This is a genomic window from Paraburkholderia tropica, assembly GCF_900109265.1.
Lineage (GTDB): Bacteria > Pseudomonadota > Gammaproteobacteria > Burkholderiales > Burkholderiaceae > Paraburkholderia > Paraburkholderia tropica.
On the sequence record NZ_FNZM01000014.1, the window covers coordinates 127,307 to 145,053 of the forward strand.

At 65.0% G+C, this 17,747-nt stretch carries 17 protein-coding genes and 1 pseudogene; 6 read left to right on the forward strand and 12 right to left on the reverse strand.

The window, feature by feature from the left end; all coding sequences use genetic code 11:
* Nucleotides 1–216: 216 nt before the first annotated feature.
* Nucleotides 217–1,629, reverse strand: coding sequence for an aminotransferase-like domain-containing protein (locus BMY06_RS23815; RefSeq protein WP_080180442.1), 1,413 nt, complete (start codon nucleotides 1,627–1,629; stop codon nucleotides 217–219).
* A 191-nt stretch (nucleotides 1,630–1,820) separates the two neighbouring features.
* Here BMY06_RS23815 and cyoA point away from each other — a divergent pair, with 191 nt between their 5' ends.
* The 4 genes from cyoA to cyoD are packed head-to-tail and all read left to right on the forward strand — an operon-like array spanning nucleotide 1,821 to nucleotide 5,851.
* Entirely contained in the window at nucleotides 1,821–2,849 is a 1,029-nt protein-coding gene (gene cyoA / locus BMY06_RS23820; protein ID WP_080180443.1) for a ubiquinol oxidase subunit II, read from the forward strand.
* Nucleotides 2,850–2,855: 6 nt separating this feature from the next.
* The gene (gene cyoB, locus BMY06_RS23825; protein ID WP_065065745.1) at nucleotides 2,856–4,847 is read left to right on the forward strand and encodes a cytochrome o ubiquinol oxidase subunit I; all 1,992 of its coding nucleotides are present in this window, start codon (nucleotides 2,856–2,858) and stop codon (nucleotides 4,845–4,847) included.
* 3 nt (nucleotides 4,848–4,850) lie between these two features.
* Nucleotides 4,851–5,471 (forward strand): cytochrome o ubiquinol oxidase subunit III, encoded by a 621-nt coding sequence (gene cyoC, locus BMY06_RS23830; RefSeq protein WP_065065746.1) that lies wholly within the window; start codon nucleotides 4,851–4,853, stop codon nucleotides 5,469–5,471.
* Nucleotides 5,468–5,851 (forward strand): cytochrome o ubiquinol oxidase subunit IV, encoded by a 384-nt coding sequence (gene cyoD / locus BMY06_RS23835; RefSeq protein WP_065065747.1) that lies wholly within the window; start codon nucleotides 5,468–5,470, stop codon nucleotides 5,849–5,851. The genes cyoC and cyoD overlap by 4 nt, the downstream gene beginning before the upstream one ends.
* A 106-nt stretch (nucleotides 5,852–5,957) precedes the next feature.
* On the opposite strand, the gene bfr is transcribed toward cyoD, so the two are convergent.
* The 5 genes and pseudogenes from bfr to BMY06_RS23855 form a co-directional block, all read right to left on the reverse strand.
* On the reverse strand, nucleotides 5,958–6,434 hold the full coding sequence (gene bfr, locus BMY06_RS23840; RefSeq protein WP_065065748.1) for a bacterioferritin: 477 nt from the start codon (nucleotides 6,432–6,434) through the stop codon (nucleotides 5,958–5,960).
* Between the two features lie 169 nt (nucleotides 6,435–6,603).
* Nucleotides 6,604–7,830 carry a helix-turn-helix domain-containing protein gene (locus BMY06_RS23845; protein WP_065065749.1) on the reverse strand — a complete coding sequence of 409 codons (1,227 nt, stop codon included), beginning with the start codon at nucleotides 7,828–7,830 and terminating at the stop codon, nucleotides 6,604–6,606.
* Nucleotides 7,831–8,057: 227 nt separating this feature from the next.
* Nucleotides 8,058–8,369 carry an MDR/zinc-dependent alcohol dehydrogenase-like family protein gene (locus BMY06_RS40485; RefSeq protein ID WP_279613575.1) on the reverse strand — a complete coding sequence of 104 codons (312 nt, stop codon included), beginning with the start codon at nucleotides 8,367–8,369 and terminating at the stop codon, nucleotides 8,058–8,060.
* Between the two features lie 55 nt (nucleotides 8,370–8,424).
* Nucleotides 8,425–9,267, reverse strand: a pseudogene (locus tag BMY06_RS23850) (NAD(P)-dependent alcohol dehydrogenase); the annotation flags it as partial.
* Nucleotides 9,225–10,697, reverse strand: coding sequence for a benzaldehyde dehydrogenase (locus tag BMY06_RS23855; protein WP_074985692.1), 1,473 nt, complete (start codon nucleotides 10,695–10,697; stop codon nucleotides 9,225–9,227). The pseudogene BMY06_RS23850 and the gene BMY06_RS23855, both read right to left, overlap by 43 nt.
* A gap of 253 nt (nucleotides 10,698–10,950) precedes the next feature.
* Between BMY06_RS23855 and BMY06_RS23860 the strand changes: the two genes are divergently transcribed.
* Complete coding sequence (locus BMY06_RS23860) at nucleotides 10,951–11,139, forward strand: CsbD family protein (RefSeq protein WP_065065752.1); 189 nt, start codon at nucleotides 10,951–10,953, stop codon at nucleotides 11,137–11,139.
* Between the two features lie 137 nt (nucleotides 11,140–11,276).
* Here the strand turns inward: BMY06_RS23860 and BMY06_RS23865 are convergent, their stop codons facing one another.
* The 6 genes from BMY06_RS23865 to BMY06_RS23890 form a co-directional block, all read right to left on the reverse strand.
* The gene (locus tag BMY06_RS23865) at nucleotides 11,277–12,608 is read right to left on the reverse strand and encodes a type II toxin-antitoxin system HipA family toxin (protein ID WP_065065753.1); all 1,332 of its coding nucleotides are present in this window, start codon (nucleotides 12,606–12,608) and stop codon (nucleotides 11,277–11,279) included.
* Nucleotides 12,608–13,096 carry a helix-turn-helix domain-containing protein gene (locus BMY06_RS23870; protein ID WP_074985694.1) on the reverse strand — a complete coding sequence of 163 codons (489 nt, stop codon included), beginning with the start codon at nucleotides 13,094–13,096 and terminating at the stop codon, nucleotides 12,608–12,610. Before BMY06_RS23870 ends, BMY06_RS23865 begins: the two co-directional genes overlap by 1 nt.
* 135 nt (nucleotides 13,097–13,231) lie before the next feature.
* Nucleotides 13,232–14,173, reverse strand: coding sequence for a phosphatidate cytidylyltransferase (locus tag BMY06_RS23875; RefSeq protein WP_065065754.1), 942 nt, complete (start codon nucleotides 14,171–14,173; stop codon nucleotides 13,232–13,234).
* A gap of 3 nt (nucleotides 14,174–14,176) precedes the next feature.
* Nucleotides 14,177–14,800: a lysophospholipid acyltransferase family protein gene (locus tag BMY06_RS23880; protein WP_074985787.1), complete on the reverse strand. Its 624-nt coding sequence runs from the start codon at nucleotides 14,798–14,800 to the stop codon at nucleotides 14,177–14,179.
* A complete protein-coding gene (locus BMY06_RS23885) occupies nucleotides 14,787–15,431 on the reverse strand; it encodes a CDP-alcohol phosphatidyltransferase family protein (RefSeq protein WP_074985695.1) in 645 nt (214 codons plus the stop codon). Before BMY06_RS23885 ends, BMY06_RS23880 begins: the two co-directional genes overlap by 14 nt.
* Nucleotides 15,432–15,721: 290 nt before the next feature.
* On the reverse strand, nucleotides 15,722–16,672 hold the full coding sequence (locus BMY06_RS23890) for a hypothetical protein (protein ID WP_065065756.1): 951 nt from the start codon (nucleotides 16,670–16,672) through the stop codon (nucleotides 15,722–15,724).
* A gap of 136 nt (nucleotides 16,673–16,808) precedes the next feature.
* On the opposite strand from BMY06_RS23890, the gene BMY06_RS23895 reads away from it, so the two are divergent.
* Complete coding sequence (locus tag BMY06_RS23895) at nucleotides 16,809–17,666, forward strand: M15 family metallopeptidase (protein WP_074985788.1); 858 nt, start codon at nucleotides 16,809–16,811, stop codon at nucleotides 17,664–17,666.
* Nucleotides 17,667–17,747: the final 81 nt, after the last annotated feature.

Genomic DNA, 17,747 nt, shown 5'->3' on the forward strand with positions numbered 1-17,747 from the left:
TCGAAATTAGCTGTCCACTGCATTCTTTTCATGAGGAGATTGCAAAGCGTGCATGAGAAAGACGCACCGGTGTGCGTCTGCGGCCGGGAGCACATCCTGGCGTGAGGTGCAGGGCGAGGAAGACAGGCGCGGCATCCAAAGCCGGCGCATACATCGCGCGCGGGGGAGCGCTTTGCCTGTGGCGCGCTGGCCGCGACCCGCGCGCCACAGATGGCGTTAGACGATCACCTGCGATTGCGCCGAGCGGTTGCTCGCGAGCAGCGTGGAGAGACGGCGCAGCGCGGCCTGAAGCTGGCTGCGGTCGGCGGTGGCGCCCAGCGAGATGCGGATCGCGTTCGCCGTGCCGGGGCCTTGCTCGAACGCCGTGGACGGCGCGACCGCGAGGCCCTCGATGTTGGCCGCCGCCGCGAGATCGCGCGCCTGCCAGTAGCTCGGCAGCGCGTACCAGAGATGAATGCCTGCGCCCGCCGACGAGCCCAGCGTCTGCGCGGCCATGCGCTGGCGTTCGTGCGCCTCGGCGCGCACGCCGTCGAAGATGCGCGCGGCCGTGCCGTCGGCGATCCACTGCATCGCGAGCGCGTTCGTCAGCGGTGCGGCCATCAGCGAAAACGTGCGCAGCGCGGCCAGGAAGCGCGCGTGCGACGCCACGTCGGGCATCACGAGGAAGGCCGTGCGCAGACCGGGCGAGAGCGTTTTCGAGAGCGTCGAGAGATAGCAGACCTGCGACGGCGCGAGGCGCGCGAGCGGTGGCGGGGCGTCCGGGGCGAAGCGCCAGTAGGGATCGTCCTCGACGATGCGCACGTCGTAGCGCGCCGCCACGCGCAGGATCTCGCGGCGGCGCGACTCGGGCATGGTCGCGGCCGTGGGATTCTGCAAGGTCGGATTGAGATACAGCAGACGCGCGCCGTGCGAGCGGCAGGCGGCTTCGAGCGCGTCGGGGCGCATGCCGTCGGCGTCGGTGTCGATGGCTTCGAGGCGGCGCCCGAGTTGCGCGACGGCGTGCGGCAAGCCCGGATAGAGCAGCGGCTCGGCGAGGATCGTGTCGCTGGGCGAGGTGAACGCGACGAGCAGCGCCGCCAGCGCGGCCTGCGCGCCGGGGCAGACGGCCACGCGCGCGGGATCGACCGGCCCGAGCGCCGGCGCGAGCCAGTTGGCGGCCGCCGTGCAGTCGGCCGCGCCGCCGCCGCCGACGTGATAGGTCATCAGCAGGTCGGCGTCGCTGCGCAGCAGCAGGCGCGACAGCCCTTCGCGCAGCAGCGCGTTGGTGTCGATGCCCACGGGCGGCGGCGGAATGTTCATGCTCAGATCCACCCGCTGCGCAAGCTCCGCGCGCGGCGCGGACACGAAGGTGCCGAGCGGCCCGCGCGCCTCGATCAGCCCGCGCCGCCGCGCCTCGTTGAACGCGCGCGTGATCGTGGTGAGATCGACGCCGAGCAGATTCGCCAGCACGCGCTGCGCGGGCACGCGGTCGCCGGGCGCGAGCGTGCCGTCGGCCACGGCGCGCTCGATGAAGTCGACGAGCTGCACATAGCGCGGGCCGCTGCCGCGCGCGAGCGCCGACGCCCACGGCGAGGCGGCGGTATCGGTATCCGGGTTGGAATCGGCGTCGTTCCGGGTGGATTGCGTCATTGGGCCTTGCGTCATCCTGCCGCACATGTATGTGTCATGTCTTACTCTAGCATGCGGACACGAATCGCGTAAATCCATACATATGGTGCATGTATGGCCACTGCCGCGGCGGAGCCTGACCAAAGCGGCGGGGCATTCCGGGCACGCGCTGTATCGACGGGTTTGCGCGTTCGTCAACCCTGGAACCCGACATGCGCCAAACCCTTTCTCGAAGAGGACCGTCCTTTGAAGGCGGCCCGCCGCAGCCACACTCCACCCACTCATCCCGTTTTCACCCCCGCATAAGCAGGCCGTTACGCGCCGCCGCGACCTTTGCCGCGAGCGGCGCGCTGGCGCTGCTCGGCGGCTGCAGCTCCGTGCTGATGGACCCGAAAGGCGACATCGGCGTGCAGGAAAAGAACCTGATCCTGATCGCCCTCGGCTTGATGCTGCTGGTGGTGATACCCGTGATCGCGCTCACGCTGTGGTTTGCGTGGCGCTACCGCGCGTCCAACACGGGCGCGACCTACGCGCCGAAGTGGTCGCATTCGACCGCGATCGAAGTGGTCGTGTGGTCGATTCCCTGTGTGATCGTGCTCACGCTCGGCGTGCTGATCTGGCGCACGACGCACTCGCTCGATCCGTACAAGCCGATCGAATCGCAGACCAAGCCGATCCGCGTCGACGTCGTCGCGCTCAACTGGAAGTGGCTGTTCATCTATCCCGATTACGGTGTCGCGTCCGTGAACCAGCTGGCGATTCCGGTGGACACGCCCGTGTCGTTCCGTCTGACCGCCGAGTCGCTGATGAACTCGTTCTTCATTCCGCAACTGGGCAGCCAGGTCTATGCGATGTCGGGCATGGAAACGAAGCTGCATCTGATCGCGAACGAACCCGGCGTCTACGCGGGCCGTTCGGCGGCCTTCAGCGGACCGGGCTTCTCCGACATGCACTTCGACACGCTCGCCACCAGCCGCGCCGATTTCGACGCGTGGATCGCCCGCGCCCAGGCCTCGCCCGCGATGCTGAGCCGCGGCGCGTACGAGCGCCTCGCGATCCCCGGCGAAAAGACCCCCGTGACGCTCTATTCGAACGTCGCGCCGGGTCTGTTCGAAGGCGTCGTCGACAAATACATGCGCGACGTTCACGGCAACCCGATTTGCGGCACCGGCGCGAACGTGCCGGCGCTCACCCTCGAACGCAGCGGCGCGCGCGCGCCCGCCATCCTGGCAGCGGAGTAATCACACATGTTCGGAAAACTCACGCTCGATGCCGTACCCTGGCACGAGCCGATCATCATGGGCACCGGCGCCGTCGTGGCGCTCGGCGGCCTGCTCCTGCTCGCCGCGATCACGCTCGCGGGGAAGTGGGGCTATCTGTGGCGCGAGTGGATCACCTCGGTCGATCACAAGCGCATCGGCGTCATGTACATCATTCTCGCGATCGTGATGCTGCTGCGCGGTTTCGCCGACGCGATCATGATGCGCGCGCAACAGGCGCTCGCATACGGCGACGCGGCCGGCTATCTGCCGCCGCATCACTACGACCAGATCTTCACGGCGCACGGCGTCATCATGATCTTCTTCGTGGCCACGCCGCTGATTCTCGGACTGATGAACGTGGTCGTGCCGCTGCAGATCGGCGCGCGCGACGTCGCGTATCCGTTCGTGAATTCGCTGTCGTTCTGGCTCTCGGTCGTAGGCGCGATTCTCGTGATGGTCTCGATGTTCGTCGGTGACTTCGCGGCGACGGGCTGGGTAGCGTATCCGCCGCTCTCCGAGCTTGGCTACAGTCCGACGGTGGGGATGGACTACTACATCTGGTCGTTGCAGGTGTCGGGTCTGGGCACGACGCTCTCGGGCATCAACTTCATCGTGACGATCCTGCGCATGCGTGCGCCGGGCATGAAGCTCATGATGATGCCGGTGTTCGTGTGGACCGCGCTCATCACCAACATCCTGATCGTCGCGGTGTTTCCGGTGCTCACCGGCACGCTCGCGCTGCTCACGATGGACCGCTATCTCGACATGCACTTCTTCACGAACGAGCTTGGCGGCAACGCGATGATGTACATCAACCTGATCTGGGTGTGGGGCCATCCCGAGGTGTACATCCTGATCCTGCCCGCGTTCGGTGCGTATTCGGAAATCATCGCGACGTTCTCGGGCAAGCCGCTGTTCGGCTACAAGTCGATGGTGTACGCGACGTCCTCGATCGGCATTCTCTCGTTCTTCGTGTGGCTGCATCACTTCTTCACGATGGGCTCGGGCGCGAACGTGAACGCGTTCTTCGGCATCATGACCACGGTGATCTCGATCCCGACCGGCGTGAAGCTGTTCAACTGGCTGTTTACGATGTATCGCGGCCGCATCCGCTATCACAGCGCCACGCTCTGGACCATCGGCTTCATGGTGACGTTCGCCGTCGGCGGCATGACGGGCGTGCTGCTGGCCGTGCCGGGCGCGGACTTCGTGCTGCACAACTCGCTGTTCCTCGTCGCGCACTTTCATAACGTGATCATCGGCGGCGTGGTGTTCGGCTGCCTCGCGGGCATCAGCTTCTGGTTCCCGAAGGTGTTCGGCTTCACGCTCAACGAGTTCTGGGGCAAGGTCTCGTTCTGGTGCTGGCTGATCGGTTACTGGCTCGCGTTCACGCCGCTCTACATCCTCGGCTTCGAAGGCATGACGCGCCGCATGAACCACTACGAAGTGGCCTCGTGGCATCCGTGGCTCGTGGTGGCGCTGGTTGGCGCGGTGTTCGTCGGCCTCGGCATTCTCGCGCTGGTCGTGCAGATCTACGTGAGCATTCGCGACCGCGACCTGAACCGCGACGTCACCGGCGATCCGTGGGACGGCCGCAGCCTCGAATGGTCGACGTCGTCGCCCGCGCCGTTCTACAACTTCGCCGTGATGCCGAAGATCACCTCGATGGAACAGCACTGGGACAACAAGGAAGCGGGCACCGCGTACAAGCAGGCCGAGCACTACGAAGACATCCACATGCCGCGCAATACGGGCGCGGGCTTCATCATCGCCGCGTTCAGCCTGCTGTTCGGCTTCGCCGCGGTGTGGCACATGTGGCCGTTCGCGGCGGCCGGGCTGATCGGCATGATCGTGACGTTCATCGTGCGCAGCTATGACCAGGACGTCGATTACTGGGTGCCGGCGGCGGAAGTCGCGCGCATCGAAAACGCGCGCTTCGCGCAGCTCGCGGAACTGGACATCAAGGAGGCTGCGTAAGTCATGGCGCACGCTGCAACTACACCTCACGCTCAGGGACATGAGCACGGGCACGATCACGGCCACAGCGACAACACCAAGACGACGCTGGGTTTCTGGATCTACCTGATGAGCGACTGCCTCATCTTCGCAACGCTGTTCGCCACCTTCGGCGTGCTGGCGAACGCGACGGCAGGCGGACCGGGCGCGAAGGAACTGTTCGAACTGCCGTACGTGCTCGGCGAAACGCTGCTGCTGCTCGCGAGCAGCGTGACGTTCGGCATGGCGATGCTCAACCTGCACGCAGGCAAGCGCGCGCAGGTGATCGTGTGGCTCGCGATTACATTCGCGTTCGGCGCGGGCTTCGTCGGCATGGAAGTGAACGAGTTCGCGAAGCTCGTCGCCGATGGCGCGGGTCCGCATACGAGCGCGTATCTCTCGGCGTATTTCACGCTGGTCGGCACGCACGGTCTGCACGTGACGGCGGGTCTGCTGTGGATCGCGATCATGATGCATCAGACCTTCAAGTTCGGTCTGACCGATACGATCCAGCGCCGTCTTGCATGCCTGAGCCTCTTTTGGCACTTTCTCGATCTCGTGTGGATCTGCGTGTTTACCTTTGTCTATCTGCGAGGTGTGCTGTGAGCCATTCTCATGTTAATCATGCAGTCCCGCAGAGCGGACACGGCGATGGGCATGGCAGCTTCAAGGGCTACATGATCGGCACGGTGCTGTCGCTCGTGCTGACGCTCGCTTCGTTCGGCGTGGTGATGTTTCATCTCGTGCCGCCCGCGATGGGACTCGTGGCGATCGTCGTGCTGTGCGTCGCGCAACTGGTCGTGCAGCTCGGCTACTTCCTGCATATTGGATCGTCGCGCAGCCAGCGCGCCAACACCGGCATTTTCATCTGCACGGCGTTTCTGATTGCGGTGATCGTCGGGCTGTCGCTGTGGGTCATGCACAACGCCAATGTCAACATGATGCCGACGCATATTAGCGTCGATCGGGCGATGGCGCACGACTGACGCGCTGCCGTTCGTCGAGTGTGAAAAGCCCCGCGCGGTGTTGGCCGCGCGGGGCTTTTTTGTGTTGACAGGCGTGGCGCGGTGGTACTGGCCCTTGCAGCGAGCGCTAGCTGACCGAGCCGATGCTCGACTGCTGATAATTCTCGATGCCGATCTTGTCGATCAGTCCGATCTGGGTTTCGAGCCAGTCGATATGATCTTCGGTGTCGTCGAGAATCTCGACGAAAATTTCCCTCGACACGAAGTCGCGAACAGACTCGCAATAGACGATGGCTTCCTTACATTGCGCCTGCGCGATCCGTTCGAGCTTGAGGTCGCATTCGAGCGCCTCGCGCGTGCTCTCGCCAACCAGCAACTTGCCGAGATCCTGCAGATTGGGCAGACCGTCGAGCATGAAGATGCGCTCGATCAGTTTGTCCGCGTGCTTCATCTCCTCGATCGATTCATCATACTCATGCTTGCCGAGGGCGGTGAGCCCCCAGTGTTTGTAGAGCCGTGCGTGCAGGAAATACTGATTGATGGCCGTCAGCTCGTTCTTGAGTTCGGCATTCAGATATTCGATAACCTTGGGGTCGGCTTGCATGACGCTCTCCTGACGGACCAGTGGACGCTCGTGCGCATAGGACGAGGATAGACAGTCAGCGCGACGAGTGCGCGAACGACGGCATTAACAAGAAGTATTCGCAGTCATCACGGCGCGCAACCGGCGAGGGGGCGTTGCGCGGGCAACACGCGAGCCGAACTGGCCCCGATCATGCGCCGCTTGCGTGCGGGTCGTCGCTGACCATGCCGGTTTCGCGCAACTGCCGGAGGCGCGCGTAGACGGTCGTGCGCGAGATGCGCAATTGTCTTGCCACGGCGGCCACATTGCCGTTGTGATCGCGCATCGCTTGCTGTACCGCGCCGAGCGTATGTTCTTCGAGACTCGCGCCGGTTTTCGCCGCGTCCTGCGCGCCGACGGGTGGCGCGATATCCGAATGATCGCCCGTGAGTCCGGCCCCCGCACGCCGCGCCGTGCTGCGATTGAGCGGCGCGCGCGCGTACTGCATCCACACATGGCTGCCGTCCGCGCGTGCAATGCGCTGCGGGCCGCGCTGGGGTTTCAGCAGACGCCCGAGCAGCGCGGGCGGCGCGTCGTCGAACAGATCCTGCAACGACCGAAGCGCCAGCGGCGCGCCATGCGGCAGGCCGAGAATACGCCGCGCCATCCGGCTCGCCGCGCGCAGATCACCGTTTTCCTCGACCGCCAGCACGCCCGCGAGCGGCGTCGCGAGCCAGCGCGGATCGTGCTGCACGCGCAGCAAGTGGCAGCCGCGCAGCGTCGCGAATAAACGCTGTTCAGCGGCGAGTGCGGCCAGCCGGAACTGCTCCTTCACCTGCGCGAGATCGCGCTGGCCGGTGCCGGTGAGATCGAGCGCGCCGATCACTTCGCCATGCAGCCCGAACAGCGGCACCGCGAGACACGACACGCGTTCGAACTGGTCGAGATAATGCTGGCCGTTCGCGACCGTCACTTCGATGCCTTCGTGCAGCACGCAGCTCGGCGCCGTCGTGCCGATATGCGATTCGAGAATGCGCCGCCCGGCGATGATCGGCAGGATCAGGTCGTCGTCGCAGGCGGGACTGCGGCGCGCGTGCACCACGGTGCCGTGTGGATTCACGCAGAAGATGGTCCAGTCGTCGCCGCCGAAAGCGTCCCAGAGCTGCTCGATTTCGTCGACGATGCAGCTGTAGAGCCGCCGGTCTTCGTGCGATTCGCGCACGCTGCGCGTGCCCTTGAGCAGCTCGTATTCGGGCGCCTGCCACGGCAGCACGCCCGCATCGCGCGAACGCGCCCAGGAGCGCGCCACCGATTCGGGCAGCAGGTTCGGCATGAGCGCGGCGGGCAGTTGCCCGCCGTCGCCGAAACGCTCGCGGGCCGAATGCAACTGCGCGAGCGCGCTGGCCTGGACGGTTTCCGTCGCGGACTTGCGATTCATGCGGGCTCCCGTCGTGGCATGGGGTCGAGCGGCAAAAGAGGGGGAAACGAAAGGACAGTCGGCGGGACAGTCGGCGCGGCACGTGAGGTGAACATTGAGGGCGCCATGCCGTCCGTCCGGGCCGTTGCCGCGCACGCGGAGCGGCAACGGCGCACTGATGCGAGGATACCGCAGCGGGCGCGGGCACGGCGCCGCGCCCGCGCCCGCTGCGGCAACGTATCGAAACGTCAGGCGTGCGTGAAGCGCAGGATCGGCTTGAGCGTGACGCCGCGCTTGCTGTCCTCGGCGGCTTCGTTGATCTGCTCGACCGGATAGAACTTCACGAGCTTGTCGAACGGAAAGCGCCCTTGCCGATACAGCTCGACGAGTTGCGGAATGAAGCGTTGCGGCACGCTGTCGCCTTCCACGATGCCGCGAATCGTGCGGCCGTTCAGTAGCAGACTGTTGATGTCGAACTCCGCCTTGGTGCCGAGCGGCGGCGCGCCGACCACGCCGATCGCGCCCAGCGTGCCGAGCGATTCGATCGCACCCGACAGCACGCGCGATGCCCGTCGATTCGAGCGCGAAGTTCACGCCGCCGCCGGTGATCGCGCGGATCGTCTCGACCACGTCGCCTTCGCGGCTGTCGATCGTGTGCGTCGCGCCCAGCTCCTTCGCCAGTTCGAGCCGCGAGGGCACGATGTCGATGGCGATGATGGTGGTCGCGCCCGCCACGCGCGCGGCCATCACCGCCGAGAGGCCGACCGCGCCCGCGCCGAAACTCGCGAAACTGCTGCCCGGCGTGACCTTGAGCGAGTTGATGACGGCGCCCGCGCCGGTCTGGATACCGCAGCCGAGCGGCCCGAGCAGTTCGAGCGGCGCGTCTTTCGACACCTTGATCGCGTTGTTTTCGCGGGCCAGCGCGTGGCTCGCGAACGACGACTGCGCGAAGAAGTGATCGTGCAGCGGACGGCCTTCTTCGTCCTCGATGGCGGTGTGGCCCTCGAGATCGGCGCCGCCGAAGTTCAGGCCGAAGAACTGGCTGCAATACGCGCCGTGACCGCCCACGCAGGGCTGGCAATGGCCGCACGCGCCATAGGTCAGCACGACGTGATCGCCGGGCTGGAGGTTCTTCACGGCGGGGCCGACCGCTTCGACCACGCCCGCGCCTTCGTGGCCGAGCACGGCGGGCAGCGGCACCGGGTAATACTGGTCGCGCACGATCAGGTCGGTGTGGCACAGGCCGGTGGCCACCACGCGCACCAGCACTTCGTCGTCTTTCGGGCCGCGCAGGCGCGCTTTCTGGATTGTGAACGGATCGCCCTTGCCGCGCGCGACGGCGGCCGTGACGGTGCGGCCCGTGTTGGCCGATATCGTAGTCATAGCGTGTCTCCTTGTGTCGATGACGGCGCGTCTCAGATCGGGTAGAGCGGTGCTTCGCCCTTGACCGTGAGCCATTGCCACTGCGTAAATTCTTCCCAGTTCGCCGGGCCGCCGATGCTCGTGCCGTTGCCCGAAGCGCCGACGCCGCCGAACGGATTGATCACCTCGTCGTTGACGGTCTGATCGTTGATATGCAGCAGGCCCGTGCGCAGCCGCTCGCCCATGCGCAGCGCGCGGCCCACGTTCGCCGTGACCACGGCCATCGACAATCCGTACTCCGTATCGTTGGCGAGCGCGATGGCTTCGTCGTCGGTGTCGAAGGGCACGACCACGGCCACCGGTCCGAAGATTTCCTCGTTGAACGCCGGGTTTTGCGCGGTCACGCCGCTCAGCACGGTCGGCTCGAAAAACAGGTCGCGGAAGCCGCCACCCGTTTCGATGCGCGCGCCCGCGTCCTTCGCGGCCGCCAGCACGCGCGCGACGTGATCGCGCTGCGCGGCGTTGATGATAGGGCCAAGCGCGACGTTCTCGGTGGCCGGATCGCCAACCGTGAGGCCTTTCGCCTTCGCGACCAGTTTTTCCACGAAACGATCGTAAATCTTGCGCTGTACGAGCACGCGGCCCGTTGCCATGCAGATCTGTCCCTGATGCAGATACGCGCCCCAGGCCGTGTTGGCGACGGCCAGATCGAGGTCGGCGTCGTCGAGCACGATCAGCGAATTCTTGCCGCCCAGTTCGAGCGAGACCTTCTTCAGATGCCGGCCGGCCGCTTCCCCGACCTTGCGGCCGGCGCCCGTCGAGCCCGTGAACTGGATCATCGCGATGTGCCGATCGCTCGTGAGCGCCGCGCCCGCCGCGCCGTCGCCGGGCAGCACGTGCAGCACGCCCGCGGGCAGGCCCGCGAGTTCGAACAGACGCGCGATCGCGAAGCCGCCGCAGACCGAAGTGCGCGGATCGGGCTTGAGCACGACGGCGTTGCCGAGCGCGAGCGCGGGCGCGACCGCGCGCATCGCCAGATAGAGCGGGAAGTTGAACGGCGAGATCACGCCCACGACGCCCAGCGGGCGGCGGCGCGCGAGCGAAAGGCGGCCGGGCACCGAGGGCAGCACCTCGCCCGCGGAACGCGAGGGCAGCGCGCTCGCCTCGTGCAGCGCTTTTACGGTCGCCTGGGTTTCGAAGCCGGCCTTGCCGCGTGTCGAGCCGCTTTCGCGCACGATCCAGCCGGCGATTTCGTCGAATGCGTCTTCGGCGAGGCGCGCGGCGCGGCGCAGGACGGCGGCGCGCTCGTCGTAGGGCAGCGCGGCCCACGCCTGCTGCGCGTCGAACGCAGCCTTCGACGACGCGGCGACGAACTCGGCGTCGGCCATGCCGATGCTCGCGAGCCGCTTGCCCGTGGCGGGTTCGAGCACATCGGCGCTCGACGTGCCGTCGCGCCAGGCGCCGGTGAAGACGCGGCCGTGCCAGACGTCGCTATCGAGAAGACGGGAGGAAGGGGTGACGCTCATGCTGACTCCTTGGAATCGGGACGGCGATGTCGATGGCACACGCCATCGACGCAACGTTGCGAGGTTAGGGAATCGGGGTCAGCGTCACAATCGGGAATTGTTCGCGTCCTGAAAACCCGCTTCGCGGCAGGGCTGCGCGCGGTAATGCGTTCAGTAACTGAACATCGGGCGGCCGGAACGGGGGGCGGCGGGCACGGCGCGTGCGATAACGAAGACGTCGCGACGCACCGTCGCTTTTACGTGGAGATGCACCATGAACAAGGACCAGGTGAAGGGCACGGCAGAAAAGCTGAAGGGCAAGGTCAACGAAGCAGTGGGCCGCGCCACCGACAACCCGCAGCGTGAATTGAAGGGCGATATGCAGCAGGCAGCAGGCCAGGCGCGCAAGAATGTGGGCGACCTGAAGGAAGCCGCGAAGGATGTGACCAAGCGTCACCACTAAACGCGGCCGCGCCACGACAACCCTCGCCGCCGCTTCGCGCGGCGGCCTCTTTATCCGCGACGGCGCCGGTTTCGGCGTCGTCGCTTTGTTTTTGTTGCGGCCGATTCACCGTGCAATTAGCGCTTTCTCGGTACGAGTCAGCCGGTGCCCAGCACCCGGGCGAGACGGCGCATCCCTTCGAATACCGCATCGGCGACATCGACTGGAAACTCGCGCGGCAACTGCGCGCCCACTTCGTCGATGACGCGTTCCGTCTGCGCCACAACCGTCGCCATCATCTCTTCGACCTGATCGATTGTAAATCCCACACGTTGACCTTGCGCGATCCAGTGACGCGGCAAGATCTGCGCGATGCGGTAATGCGCGTTGCGTCCGCGCACGGCCATCGCCAGGCTCGCGCGTTGCGCGGCGAGCTGATTGCGTCCGCGCCCGATGATCGGATGCGCCGAGAGCACGTCGTACAGCGGCGTGGCCGCGTAACGGCTGCCAGGCAGATGCGCGATGCTGAAATTCTTGGCGTGGCCGTCGGTGGCGGCGAGCAGCCAGAAGATCATCTGCGCGAGAAAGAAGTGGCGACGATCGTCCGCCGCACGCACCGAACCGCCCAGCACCGCCATCACGGCGTCGATGCCGGGGCCGCCGTCGGCTTCGTATTTGAGCAGGCCCGGCGTGCCGGTGGCCTGGCAGAGATCCTCTTGCGGCAGACGGACGATCCAGCGGCCGTCGCGTGACAGGCGGCGGTCGAAACGCTCGACCACGAGCGCCTTCACGTCTTCGAATTCGGCGATCTCGCACGGCGCGATCGGCAGGCCGAACGCGGCGACGATGCGCGCGCAGAGCCATTCGTTCTCGACCGAGGTGCGCATATCGGCGCGCATGTTGCCGACGAGGCCGAGCGGCAGTTTGAGGATGTGCGTGGTTGGCGTGCTGCCCGTGGGCAACAGCCACTCGCCGCCATGCCACAGCAGCGCGGTTTTCTCCTGCGCACCGGCGATCGACAGACGCAGGTCGTCGACGGCGTCGTGCTCGGCGGCGCGCGGCGTGGCCGTGGTGTCGCGCAGCAGTTGCGCGATGGCGTGTTCGTCGAGCGGGCGTCCTTCGATGTGCTCCAGATCGACCGGCGCTTCGCCGGCGGGCAGTAGTTGCAATGCGCCCACGCAATCGCGTCCGAGTACGGCCAGCAGTTCGAACGGCGTGGTGCCGCCCGTGCGGTAACGCGTGGCGATGCGGCGGCGGATGCGTTCGCTGTCGGGCAGCAGATTGTCGAAGTAATCGGTGACGATTTCGCCGCGCAAGGGCTGGTTGCCCGGCGTAAACGGCAGCGAAAGCGACAGCGGACGGCCTTGCTCGTCCTCGAGCCAGCTTTCGGCGTAAGCAAGACGCTCGACGCCGCGCACGATTTCCCAATGACCGACGGGCAGGCCGTTCATCCAGAGATCGAGGCGGTTGGTCTGGCGTGGACGCGCCATTACCAGTTCTCCCGTTTGCGGGGCGATAGAGCGGCTTGCGTTTTACGCGGCGCGGGTTGCTTACGGGCCGTTTTCACGGCCTTTGCTGCTTGTGGCGCTTTCGTGGTTTTCGTCGCTGTTTTCGCGGCTGTGGTTTTTTTCGTGCCGCGCGTGTTCGCCGGGGCGGAAGGGCGTTGTGTCGGCGCGGCGGCTTTGGGCTTTGCCTTCGGCGTTTTAGCGGGCGTGGTGCTTTTCTTCGCGGCGGCGGCACGCGGCGCGGGCGCGAGATCGGCTTCCGTGGACAGCAGGCGCATGTCGACGCTCAGCAGCCGCAAGACGCGAAACAGCCGTTCGACGCTGGCCGCGGCGGGATGGGCTTCGAAGGCGGCATAGCTTTGCTGCGAGATGCCGAGCCGCTGCGCAAGCTTTTCCTGGGTGAGTCCGCTTTTTTTGCGGAAGCCCAGCAGCAGCGGGCGCAGCTGGCTGACAGTCTTGAGCGGATAGTCCACGCGAAGCTCCGGAAACGATGACGCGGCGGGTGACATATCCACAGTCTATAAGCTGTAAATGCAAAATACAATCTAAAGGCTGTAAATGCAAAATACAGCCTATAGACTGTAAGTCCGGACTGTACGTCCCGCGCGTCAGCAGCCGGCCGGCACGAAGAAATAGCGGGTGAGGTGGAAGAAGATCGGCGCGGCGAAGCAGATGGAATCGACGCGATCGAGCATGCCGCCGTGGCCGGCGATCATCACGCCCCAATCCTTCGCGCCCATCGAGCGCTTGACGGCGGAGAGCACGAGTCCGCCGACGAAGCCGCCAATCACCGTGACAGCCGACATCAGCGCGGCCTGCCAGAGATTGAATGGCGTGAGGCCGTGGAGCAGGGTGCCGAGCCCGATGGCGAGCGCGCCGCCGCCAATCAGGCCCTCCCACGTTTTCGACGGGCTCACGAGCGGCGAAAGCTTGTGCTTGCCCCACAGCTTGCCGCAGACGTACTGGAACACATCGCTCGACTGCACGACCAGCAGGAAGAACAGCAGCAGCGGACCGTTATTGCTGAAATAGTGCGGCAAGGGCAGCAACAGCAATGCGGGTGCATAGCTCAGCGAATACACGCAGACCATCAGCGCCCATTGGATCTTCGCGTTGCGCTCGAGAAACTCGGCCGTATCCTGCGCAAAGGCCGCCGCGGCCGCGAGCACGAAGAACATGTACACCGGCATGAAGATCGCGAACAGGCCGTACCAGTGCAACGCCACCAGCAGAAACTGAACCGGCAGCGCAACGTAGTAAGCGAGCACGAGCGACCAGTAATCGGCGGGCTTGGTCGGCGTGAGCGTGATGAATTCGCGCAGCGCGAAGAACGAACAGATGAAGAACAGAAACAGCGTGGCGTAAGGGCCGAGCCAGAGCGCGGCCGTGACCACGGCAATCATGACCCACCACGCCGAAATACGCTGGTTCATGTTGACGATGGTCGCGTTGCCCGCGCCCAGTCTGACGCGCAGCACGGCGCCCGCGACGGTGAACACGCAGAGCAGGGCGAGAACGCCGACGATCGTGATCCAGAAAACGTGCGGCATCGCTTATCCCCGTACCGATTCTTGAAGGTGGATGACGGCGTCGCGCGCCGTGGCCAGGAAGGTGTCCTTGTCGAGCGATGCCGCGCCGGGCACGGCGTCGCCGAACGAAACATGGCAGTTGATTGGCACCGGCAGCAGCTTGCCCTTGGGCATGGCGCGCACGAGATCGGACAGATGCACGGGCACGAGTTGCACGTCAGGAAAATCGCGCGACAGCCAGTAGAGGCCGCTTTTGAAGGGCCCGATTTCGCCCGTCGCGCTGCGCGTACCTTCCGGAAAGATGATGATCGACCAGCCCGCGGCCAGCGCGTCGCGCACGGCCTGCAACGGATCTTCGCCCGCCGCGCCCTGGCGCGTCACGTAAACCACGCCGAGCACGCGATTGGCGATGAAACGGCGCGTGGGCGTGGCGTCCCAGTAGTCGCGCGCGGCGGCCGGTCGCACGCTCGCACGCAGGTCCGGCGGCAGCGCGGCGAGAATCGCGAGCGTATCGACGTGGCTCGAATGATTCGCGAAATAGATGGTCTGGCGCGCGTCGGGCGGCGTGCTCGCATAGCGTCCGCGCGCGCCCACCACGAGCCGCACGACGCCGAGCAGCCAGCGCTGCATCACGTTACGCATGATGATTTTCCTCCGTGGTCTGCTGGGCATGCAGATCCTGAACGAGCGCGCGCGTGCGCGTCACGCAGGTCAGCGCGCTGCCGGCCGCGATGACGACGAGCGCGATGAACAGGCCAACGTGATGGCGCTGCAGCCAGGTTTCGACGATCGTCGCGACGCAGGCGAGCGTGAGCACGGCCATGCGATGCTGCTTGGCCATCGGCCCGATGAAACGCTGCGGCACGCCCACGGAGCCGCCGAACACGCGCACATAAGCCGTGAGCGCCGCGAACAGCGCGGCCGCCCAGCCCAGCCACGGCATGCCGGCGGCCATGCCCGCGGCGACCAGCAACAGGCTGTCGGCGACGCGGTCCGGAAATTCGTTGAAGATCGGCCCGACGATCGATTTTTTACCGCCTTCGACGGCGACCAGACCATCGACGACATTGCACAGCAGCCGCAACTGGATGCAGACGATCGCCACGACCATGGCGACGATGCTCTCGGGATTGAGCAGCGCGAGCGCGCCGATGAACGCGAACACGGCGCTTGCACACGAGATCTGGTTGGGCGTCACGCGCGTGCCCGCGAGAAATGAGGAAAGCGCGACGATTGCCGCGTTGGAGCGCGTTTTGATCGGGCGTCGATTGTCGTCCATGAGGCGTCGTGTTCAATGTTGGAGTGAGACCGGCGCGTTATACCGAGGCCAGTCGGATCATGGTGCGCTATTGAGCGCAAGTTTGCGCGTGGGCAGGATCGATGGCAGAAATCCCCCGCGCAGGCACATTATAAAAATGCGCTAATTTTCATTATGTTAAATATCGTCAAAACTGTGTGATGCGTCGGGTCTGTCATCGTCGTTCCGTGGGATCGCACCAGCGATGCTTCGCATGCCGAAGAATCGATCGATGCTCCGGCATGCAGATACGGCGTGCGTGAGTCGCGCCGTCAATGCTCGTTGTTCGCGCGCGCCGTCGAGGGACACGCGGGATCTTTGCCCCAATGACCGTCGCAAACGCGCCAGCGGCACAACTGATCCTCGAAGAATCCGCGTTCGCCGCATGCCTTGACCTGCTGCGCGAGCGACGCGTTGCCGGGCGTGGCCGACTTGCCGGCGCGCGCACTGGCCTCGTGCTTCGGATCGGCGGGCTTGGTGCGCGCGACGAGCACGGCGAGCAGATCGGCGTCCGAGTCGTCCTTTTTCGCCGTGTCGTGATGCGTGGACTTCTTCGATTGCGCGACGCTCGTCTTGCTTTCCTGACGATGCGTATTTGCAGTTTGATGCTTCGCGTCGGCGCTTTCGTGTTTCGATTTCGCGGCGCCCTTTTCCGGCGCGACCTTCGACGGCGCCACCGCAGCGACCGCAGGCGCGTTCGCCGGCCCGTCGTGCGCGCCATCGGACAGCGCGTGCGACAGACGGTCGGCGTCGTTCTCCGGCGCTGACGTCGCGCTGTTCGCTGCGGCCTTGGCGCTATCGTCGTCGGCGACGATCGTGGCGGCTTGCGAGGCCGAGGCCGCTTCCGGCGCGGCTTGCGTACTCGTCACGGCATGTGGCGCGCTGGCCGCCGATGCGGTCGTTGAAGCGGTCGCCGTAGCGCTTGCAGGCGTTCCAGCCGTTGTGGACGCACTCGATGCCGCAGAAGGCGTACGTGTCATCAGATGCCAGGCGCCGAACGCGCCGGCGCCGACCACGAGCAGCGCGACGAGCGCGATCGCTTTGGAGGATCGCTGCGGCTTGCCCGCAGGCGAAGCAGGCGGCACGACGCGCCCTTCGAGGTTCGCAAGGATGCGCGAGCCGTTGGGCGCGCCATTGGCGGAAGGCGCGCCGGCCGGCTTGCCGGGACCGTCGGCCAGCAGGCTGGGTGGAGCTTTAGGGCGGGAGTTGTCCGGCACACTCATTAGAGTCTCATTCGAATCGTGCACATTGAATCAGGCCATTTTCGACGTAATAATACGTGTCGGCCCGACTTCGGGCAGGCCTGATTCTAAAATCAAGCATTACAAAAAACAATTGCCTCAGCTCTCGGGGTCGCTTTTGGTTGCCATTGCACTCGTCGCCTATTTCGCCATTGCCGTTTTGATCGCGGCTTTACTGCTGTTGCCAGCGGTAAGAGCCGCTGTTTTCGGTGGCGTATTCAATTTGCATAATTCGATTGCAAAGCGTGCTTCAGCACGTGCAATGCAAGCGCGAAGTCATGTCGGTAAATCGGCAAAAAATTCTATATCGGCTATCTCAAGTCTGCAAAATTTGCTGATTAAGCGGCGCTTGCTGATTTTGGCGACGACAGGTATTCTTGCGACGCCGCCGCTGATCGCAATTGCGCTTCGTGGCCACCAGTTATTCCAATACGATGACACGCTTCGGGCGCCCGATGAAAAAATCTCGGCGCTGCTCAATGGCGAGCAGCTTGTTCCGCCGCCGCCCTTGCCGCCAGAAGTGTTCGCCACACGGGAGGTCGAGCAGATTCGGCCCGCTCTGGTCGACGCGAGCCGCGACTGGAATCTGCTCGATGCGGATTTCCGTACGCGTCTTTTGCTCGTCTATAAAATCATGCACGAGCAATACGGTTACGACATGGCTTTGCTGGAAGGTTATCGGAGTCCCGATCGGCAAGACCGTCTGGCGAAACTGGGTGGCAGCGTGACCAATGCTGCAGCGTTTCAAAGCTATCACCAATACGGTCTCGCAGCAGATAACGCGTTTTTGCGCGACGGCAAGCTCGTCATTTCAGAAAAAGATCCCTGGGCCATGCGCGGCTATCAGCTATATGGACAGGTTGCCGAGCAAGTCGGTCTGACGTGGGGCGGCCGATGGAAAATGATGGACCTCGGGCACGTCGAATATCACAAGCCCGGTTTTGTGCTTGGGCGCAAGCCGCCCGGCGCGAAATGACGCAATTGTGTAACCGAATGCGGATACACATAGACGCATATATGCATATTGGGCCGATGCAGGACGCAATGCGGACAATAA